Source organism: Frankia sp. CcCS3 (genome assembly GCF_977927575.1).
On the sequence record NZ_CDWRCL010000119.1, the window covers coordinates 5962 to 12190 of the forward strand.

Sequence of the window (6229 nt, forward strand, 5' to 3'; positions counted from 1 at the left end):
ATTCGACTCCCAAGTCGCTCGAGATCGCCGTCCGGGACGAAATCGTCTACACCAAGGAATGACCTCTTTCTCACTTTCTCACTTTCTCACCTTCTCACCTACCGAGAAAGCAGCGGCGAGCGTAAACGCGGTAGAACGCCTACTTGCCGGAAGCAGCCCTGTCGCGATCGGGCGGACGGTGATTTCAGGAGCCTCGACCAAGATCAAATATTTCTTCCAATGGCACCTTCCAGTGGGGTCCACCGCTGAAGGGTGCCGGCTCGGCTGGACGGTCTTCATGGCCTTTCTTTTCGCGGGACCGGTGTTCAGGGCCGCCAGCGTGCGACCAACTCGGTCCGGTTGGTGCAGCCGAGTTTGGCGAGGATCGAGCGGACATGGCTTTCGATGGTGCGCTCGCTGAGCACCAGCCGCGCCGCGATCTCCCGGTTGGACATGGCCTGGACGACGAGCGCGGCCACCTCGTGCTCGCGGGGGGTGAGCGGGTCGGTCTCTCGGCGGGCGGCCGCCAAGTCGGCGAGCAGCCGGTCAGCGCGGGCCAGCGGCCCGGGCATGTCCAGCCGGCGAGCCTCGGCCGCGGCCGCGGCCGCGGCCGCGCCTGCGAGGGTCACGGCGGCGTCAGGGTCGTCGAGGCGGCGCAGCACGTCGGCGAGGGCCAGCCGGTTGAGCACGATGTGGGGGCGCGCGCCCATAGTGGCCCTGCATATAGCCAACGAAGAAGACCGTCGGTGTTCCGACCGCCCCTGAGTACGCGGCGTAGGGCTTCAGGTGGTTGGCGAGAACCTCCGCTGCCGCAGCGTCGCCGAATGCCTCGACCAGGTCGATCAGCAGCATCAGTATCCCGCCCCAGCGGAGATCGACGACCGGGCCGTCGAGCATCTGGCGCAGCTGCTCGTAGTATGCCTTCGCTTCCTCGCGGCGGCCCTCGAGTTGGCGAGTGTTGGCGCGGAACACCGTGATCAGCGGCGACGGCGGGACTGCTTCCAGCATCGGCCAGAAGTCGTCCGGGAGTTCGGCGGCGTCCCCTCGCAGCATGGCCAGGTGGGCGGCGAAGGCGTAGCTCAGCCCGATCGCCTGCGCGTCTCCGGCCCGCGAGCCTAGCCGCTGGGCCTCGATGTTGGCCGACCGCGCGGCGGCGCACCCGCCTTCCAGCGCAGCTCGGGCCGCCACGCCGCGCAACCGATGCCAGCTCGCCAGCGGAAGGCCGCTGCGGTCAGCCAGCATCGCGACGGCGGCCATCGCCTCGTCCACGACGTCGAGGCGACCGAGCTGGTAGGCGGCCCTGATCCGCCACTGCTGCCCGAGTACGGCGGCCAGCGGCTGGCTAAGCCGATCGGCTTGCTCGACGGCGGTCGCGGCCAGCCGCAGCCGTTCCTCCACGTCGTCCGGACCGGCCAGCAACATCTCCCGGGCGCGGGCGGCATCCAGCAACGCCTGGGCGTCGCCGCTCGCCTGCGCGAGCTCCATCGCCTCGTCGACATACCGGTGGGCCGCCTCCGTGGATCCGACCTCGCCCAGGATCGTGGCGAGTTGTGACAGCACCTGTGCCCGCAATGCGGGCGGCTGCGGTGCGGCGAGCGCCGTCCGGCACAGCCGGGAGATCGCCTCGATGGCTTGCGGGAAGGTCACCCAACGCACCACCAGCGCCGCTGCGGCCACCAGGTCGTCCCTGCCTGCCCGCTGCGCTGCCGCAGCGGTTTGTTCGCATTGCCGGAGCGATTCGGTCAGCGCTCCGGCCAGGTAGTAGGCGCGCGCCAGCTCCAAGGTCGTCTGCGCGAGTTCCGCCTCACCGGTGCCAGCCTGCCGGAGCGCCGCTACCGCGGTGAGCAGGTGCGTGGCCGCCTCGTCGTAGGCCAAGGCCTGGACTGCCTCGACGGCGGCCTGCCTGGCCCACCGGGCTGCGCAGCGATGTGCGTGCTCGTGGCCGCCGGCGCGGCGCCAGTGACCGGCGACCTCGGCCGCGAGCCCGGGGACGGTGGACGATCGCACCTGCAGCGCGACGGCAGCCCGCCGCTGCGCCGCGCCACCTGCTCCGCGCGGGCGGCGGTGGAGGCCGCCGGGTCGAGCGCGGTGAGGTAGTCCCGGACAGCGGCTGCCGTCAGCGGTCGCAACGGCACGGCGTGGACGCTGTCCAGCCGGGACAGCTCACGCATGACGTCGCCGGCCTCGGCGCGCATCGTCGCGATCAGCAGCAGGTGGCTGTCGACGATCCCGCCGGCTACCTGCCGCACCAGCTCGACGGTGTTCGTGTCGGCCCAGTGCAGGTCCTCCAGCACGATCACCAGTGGTTCGGTGACGGCCGTCAGCACCGCATCGGCGGCCGCGGCCAGCGCGGCGAACCGCACGGCGGCCGCGCTCGCCGCGTCACCAGGTGCGCCACCAGGTACGTCGCCGCTCACCGCCCCCGCGAACAGATCGATGGCCCCGGCGATCCCCGCCGGCCGCCCGCCGCGGCGGGCGAGGGCGCGTAGCGCCTGCTGCCAGGGCCACAGTGGCGGAGCGGAACGGTCGGCGAGGCTGTAGCCGCGGCCGACCGGCACCGCCGAGGACCTCGCGTCCGCCCGCAGCGACTCCTCCACCAGCCGGGTCTTGCCGATCCCCGCCGGGCCGGTGACCAGCAGGACCCCGCCTCGACCCGCCGCCGCCGTCCGCGCCCGCGAACGCAGCAGCGTCAACTCCTCCTGCCGCCCGACGAACGGGCGGTCATCACCGCGCACCCCACCAAGGATGGGGCAACCCCGGCCACGTAGGTAGCCGGTTCCGTGCCGAAGTTCGGTACTGGTAATGAGGGACGGGGCCGGCCGGCGCGGGATCGTCGACCACGATCATCGGAACTCGACCGACGCAGGAGGCGCCCGATGGACCTCATCATCCAACCGATCTTCGGCATTCCCGACCCGCCCAGCACTGCGTGGGTGGACGACGTCCTGTCAGCCGTCCACGACGACGCTGGCGTCCTCGTCAGCCGGGCCATGTCGACGAGCGGGGACGACGGCGCGCCGGACGGGTTGATCACGCTCTGGCACGACGCCGGATCCGCGTCGGCCGGCCCCGCGGCTCCCCCGGTCGATGCCGGCGGCAGCGTCCGGCTGGGCGCCGTGCGCCGTTACACGGTGACCGGACACTTCGCCGGCGCCGCCACCGGTCCGGCCCTTTACCTGCGGCAGGCCAGCTTCGACGGGCCGCGTACCCCGCGGTGGACCGCGGCCTTCGACCGGGCGGGCACCGAGCGGATCTGGCCGGCCGTTCGCGATCTGCCCGGCATCGTCGCGACGCTGGTGGGCCGGGCGGACGACGGCGCCACCGTGATGTACCTGCTGGCCGAGACCGTCGAGGCGCTGGATGCGGCCACCGGGCGGGTCATGTCGACGTCGTTGCTGCCCGGCGAGGACCCGGCCCTGCTCACCGGCCCGGACCGGGTGGAGGTCCATCGCCTGATGCACGCCGTACTGCCCACCGCCGGGTCGTGACCGATCGGGTGGAGGGTGCCCGCAGCCGGGCCAGTTCGCCGGCGCGGCGGCGGTTTCTGGGTGGTGTTCGCACCCGGCCTGGGGGATGGCAGCACTCGTGAAACGCGGTGCCTGCGGCCTCGCGCCGACGGGGCCGAGCCGTGCATTGTCAGGCATATGAGGAAACGCTCGACTTTCGCACTTTTCCTTGATCGCTCGCCGCGAGAGAAGAAGTCAACTGATTACGCCCGTTGAGCTGGGTGGCATGTTTCTGGGGGTGGCACGGCCCGGTGTGGCGTGCGGGGAAACGAGCAGCTCGGGAGCCTGCTGGCGGGAGCATCGGCGCTTCCTATAACCGGCTCGAAAGCTGGACGCCGATGCTCCCGGATGTCACGATACCCGTCTCTCTAGCGACGCTGCTGGAGGGTTTCCGACCGTGTTTCACCGCACCGACGTTTCGAGTGTTCCGCGCCCTCGTCGTCGGGATGCTGGCCGCGACCGGCCGGCGGACGGTGCGCGGCATGCTCGTGGGGGCCGGGCTGTCACGGACCTTGCCGCACGACCGGGCGCACCGGTTCTTCGCCGCGGCCCGCTGGGACCCCAACCAGCTCGGTCTGGCACTCGCCCGTCTCGTCGTGCGACTGCTCGTCGCCCACAGCGCCCCGGTGCTGGTCGCGGTCGACGACACCCTGTTCACCAGGACAGGGAAAAAGGTGTGGGCCGCGGGCTGGTTCCACGACGGCTCCGCCCGAGACTCCCGCCAGATCGGCTTTGGGAACAACTGGGTGATCGTCGGGATCGTCGTGACCCTGCCGATGCTGGACCGGCCGGTGTGCCTACCAGTGCTGGCCCGTCTGGTCCGCAAGGACACCACCTCGGCGTCCCGGCTGTGGCTGGCCGCCCGCGCGGTCGAACAGCTCGCCGCTGTGCTACCCGGCCGCCGGATCCACGTCGTCGCGGACGCCGCCTACGCCGGTGACGAGCTGCGCACCCTGCCCAGCTCGGCGACCTGGACAACCCGACTCCGCAAGGACGCCGCCCTGTTCGCCCCCGCCCCGCCGCGGACCGGGAAACGCGGCCGGCCCCGCCTGAAAGGCGACCGGCTCGGCACGCTGACCCAGCTCGCCACCACCGAGACGTTCGTCCCAGTCACGGTCGTCCGCTACGGCCAGACCGTCACCGTCCACGTCGCCGCCGTGCGCTGCCTCTGGTACGGCGTCTTCGGCACCCGCCCGGTCACCGTGATCCTCGTCCGCGACAACGCCGGCCGTGCCGGCACCCACGACCTGGCACTCGTCACCACCGACACCCTCACCAGACCCGCCGACCTCGTCACCCGCTACGCCGCCCGCTGGTCGATCGAAGTCGCCATCGAAGACGCCAAACAGCTCATCGGCGTCGGCCAGGCCCGCAACCGGAAAGCCCACGCCGTCGAACGCACCGTGCCGTTCGGACTGGCCTGCCAAACCCTCGCGACCTGCTGGTACGCCACCGCCGGCCACCACCCCGACGACGCCACCGACCACCGCGACCGCGCACCCTGGTACACCACCAAGACCCGCCCCTCCACCGCTGACATCCTCGCCAAGCTCCGCCGCGTCCTCATCGCCGCCAAATATCAGGCCACACACCCCGAGCAGCCGACACCAGCAGAAATCCACACCCTCCGGCTGGCCTGGGAGACCGACGCCGCATAACTACGAAAGTCGAGATTCTAGGAAAATACCGGCAATAAATGAAGTGGAATCACGCTCCACTAGTTCGGCTAACAGGTCGCCCCAGCCATGACTCGAACCCCACAGCGGGCAGACAACATCATCTATCGAGTCAAACGCATGTTCCGAACCTCTGGTGGGTCCGGACGCCCGCTACGCCACTGAACGAGGGATGACGCGGACGTCGAGGTCGGCGTCGAGAGCCTCGGCGAGCCGTTCCAGCACAGGCAGTGTCGGTACGGTGCCACCGGCCTCGAACCGCGCCACCGCCGACTGCGTCATGCCCGCCGCGCGGGCCAGTTCGACCTGACTCCAGGCACGCCGCTGGCGCAGCTCCCGCACCGACCTACCCAGCTCAAAGGCCAGCCTGGCCGCCTGGTAGGCCTCGCGCGCGCCCGGCTCGCCCATCCGGCGTTCCCTCAGCCCCACCCAGTCCGCCCGCTCAGCCATCGCCGTCATCCCCCTCATTCTCACCCGCCGTGTGCGACCCTGTCAGGCAGCGCGCCAGCGCGCCTCGCCCTGGATCCCTCGGCGACCTCCCTCATCCGCAACTTGGCAAACACCGTCAGAAGCACCACCCTCCGACCCGGCGCGATCCAGTAGGTCACCCGGATCGCCCGGCCCTCCAGATGAAACCGCAGCTCCCGCAGCTTGCCGTCGAGCTGCCGCGTGTACGGCTCACCCAGCAACGGACCCTGCTCGGCGAGCAGATCCACGTAGAAAGCGGCCGTCGCGAAATGCGCGGTCGGCAGCCGTTCCAGCCAGTCCCGAACTTCCGGTTCCAGCTCGACGGTACCCCAGGTCATAGCGTTGACGCTATAGCCGCGCGGCTGCGGTCCACCCGTCAGGACCGACACGGCCACCTGCCAGACCACGACACGCCGTGCACCAGCCCCGCGGAATCATCTCCTGCGATACAGGAGACCCGAAGGTGGAGCTCGGCTCCCGGGGTGGGCTGAGCCCTCGATCGTCAATCGGTGCCCCTGAACGTGATCCACATCGATGTATGGCCCGGAAGCCGATCTCAGCGCCGGAATACCGACCAAAATACCGCGACAAAACATCTGA

At 70.5% G+C, this 6229-nt stretch carries 7 protein-coding genes; 2 read left to right on the plus strand and 5 right to left on the minus strand.

What is annotated here, in order from left to right; translation table 11 throughout:
* Positions 1–305: 305 nt before the first annotated feature.
* From AC08OQ_RS12000 to AC08OQ_RS12010, 3 genes are read right to left on the minus strand one after another with little or no spacing between them, the layout of a single operon-like run.
* Positions 306–689, minus strand: coding sequence for a helix-turn-helix transcriptional regulator (locus AC08OQ_RS12000; protein WP_476601064.1), 384 nt, complete (start codon positions 687–689; stop codon positions 306–308).
* Positions 616–1854 (minus strand): hypothetical protein, encoded by a 1239-nt coding sequence (locus tag AC08OQ_RS12005; RefSeq protein WP_476601066.1) that lies wholly within the window; start codon positions 1852–1854, stop codon positions 616–618. The genes AC08OQ_RS12000 and AC08OQ_RS12005 overlap by 74 nt, the downstream gene beginning before the upstream one ends.
* Entirely contained in the window at positions 1812–2714 is a 903-nt protein-coding gene (locus AC08OQ_RS12010) for an AAA family ATPase (RefSeq protein ID WP_476601068.1), read from the minus strand. Before AC08OQ_RS12010 ends, AC08OQ_RS12005 begins: the two co-directional genes overlap by 43 nt.
* Before the next feature lie 141 nt (positions 2715–2855).
* Here AC08OQ_RS12010 and AC08OQ_RS12015 point away from each other — a divergent pair, with 141 nt between their 5' ends.
* Positions 2856–3467 (plus strand): hypothetical protein, encoded by a 612-nt coding sequence (locus AC08OQ_RS12015; RefSeq protein ID WP_462186714.1) that lies wholly within the window; start codon positions 2856–2858, stop codon positions 3465–3467.
* A 356-nt stretch (positions 3468–3823) separates the two neighbouring features.
* Complete coding sequence (locus AC08OQ_RS12020; protein ID WP_476601070.1) at positions 3824–5143, plus strand: IS701 family transposase; 1320 nt, start codon at positions 3824–3826, stop codon at positions 5141–5143.
* Positions 5144–5314: 171 nt separating this feature from the next.
* Here the strand turns inward: AC08OQ_RS12020 and AC08OQ_RS12025 are convergent, their stop codons facing one another.
* Both AC08OQ_RS12025 and AC08OQ_RS12030 read right to left on the minus strand, forming a co-directional pair.
* Positions 5315–5620, minus strand: coding sequence for a helix-turn-helix domain-containing protein (locus tag AC08OQ_RS12025; RefSeq protein ID WP_476601071.1), 306 nt, complete (start codon positions 5618–5620; stop codon positions 5315–5317).
* Between the two features lie 11 nt (positions 5621–5631).
* Entirely contained in the window at positions 5632–5967 is a 336-nt protein-coding gene (locus AC08OQ_RS12030; RefSeq protein ID WP_462186713.1) for a type II toxin-antitoxin system RelE/ParE family toxin, read from the minus strand.
* Between the last annotated feature and the right edge of the window lie 262 nt (positions 5968–6229).

Excerpts from the sequence above, each read along its gene's own strand:
- AC08OQ_RS12030 (WP_462186713.1), bottom strand. The coding sequence starts at position 5,967 with ATGACCTGGGGTACCGTCGAGCTGGAACCGGAAGTTCGGGACTGGCTG.
- AC08OQ_RS12000 (WP_476601064.1), bottom strand. The coding sequence starts at position 689 with ATGGGCGCGCGCCCCCACATCGTGCTCAACCGGCTGGCCCTCGCCGAC.
- AC08OQ_RS12020 (WP_476601070.1), top strand. The coding sequence starts at position 3,824 with ATGCTCCCGGATGTCACGATACCCGTCTCTCTAGCGACGCTGCTGGAG.
- AC08OQ_RS12025 (WP_476601071.1), bottom strand. The coding sequence starts at position 5,620 with ATGACGGCGATGGCTGAGCGGGCGGACTGGGTGGGGCTGAGGGAACGC.
- AC08OQ_RS12015 (WP_462186714.1), top strand. The coding sequence starts at position 2,856 with ATGGACCTCATCATCCAACCGATCTTCGGCATTCCCGACCCGCCCAGC.